At 54.4% G+C, this 960-nt stretch carries 1 protein-coding gene; it reads left to right on the forward strand.

Going from position 1 to position 960, the window contains the following annotated elements:
• Positions 1–3 precede the first annotated feature (3 nt).
• A complete protein-coding gene (gene pdxS / locus LOH53_RS16725; RefSeq protein WP_230068893.1) occupies positions 4–882 on the forward strand; it encodes a pyridoxal 5'-phosphate synthase lyase subunit PdxS in 879 nt (292 codons plus the stop codon).
• Positions 883–960: the final 78 nt, after the last annotated feature.

The raw sequence follows: 960 nt of genomic DNA on the forward strand, positions 1-960 counted from the left end.
CCGGTGACTGGCAGTAGCCGCGTTAAGCGTGGTATGGCTGAGATGCTCAAGGGCGGCGTCATTATGGACGTTGTCAATGTTGAACAGGCGAAGATTGCTGAGGATGCCGGGGCTGTTGCTGTGATGGCTCTTGAGCGTGTTCCTGCTGATATTCGGGCTCAGGGTGGTGTTTCGCGGGCGAGTGATCCGGACATGATTGATGCGATTATTGCTGCGGTTTCTATTCCTGTGATGGCGAAGGCTCGTATTGGCCATTTTGTTGAGGCGCAGGTTTTGGAGTCTTTGGGTGTTGATTATGTGGATGAGTCTGAGGTTTTGACTCCTGCTGATTATGAGCATCACATTGATAAGTGGAATTTCAAGGTTCCTTTTGTGTGTGGTGCTACTAATCTTGGTGAGGCTTTGCGTCGCATTAATGAAGGCGCGGCGATGATTCGTTCCAAGGGTGAGGCTGGTACGGGGGATGTTTCTAACGCGACCGGGCATATGCGTAAGATTCGTGGGCAGATCGCTGCTTTGGCGGCGTTGGCTGAGGATGAGTTGTATGTTGCGGCGAAGGAGCTTGCGGCCCCGTATGAGTTGGTGAAGGAAGTTGCTGCTACGGGTAAGTTGCCGGTGGTGTTGTTTACTGCCGGGGGTATTGCTACGCCTGCTGATGCGGCGATGATGATGCAGCTTGGTGCTGATGGTGTGTTTGTGGGTTCTGGTATTTTCAAGTCGGGTAATCCGGCGCAGCGTGCTGCTGCTGTGGTGAAGGCGACGACGTTCTTTGATGACGCGAAGGTTATTGCTGATGTGTCGCGTGGTTTGGGTGAGGCGATGGTGGGGATCAATGTTGCTGATATCCCGGCGCCGCATCGTCTCGCGGAGCGTGGCTGGTAAGCGCTAAGGAGTAGTTGTCGGCATCTGATCCGCGCTTTGTGGCGTGGGTCAGGTGCCGTTTCCTTTTCCGACGCTCGG

The sequence above is a fragment of the Arthrobacter cryoconiti genome (genome assembly GCF_020905375.1).
Classification (GTDB): domain Bacteria; phylum Actinomycetota; class Actinomycetes; order Actinomycetales; family Micrococcaceae; genus Specibacter; species Specibacter cryoconiti.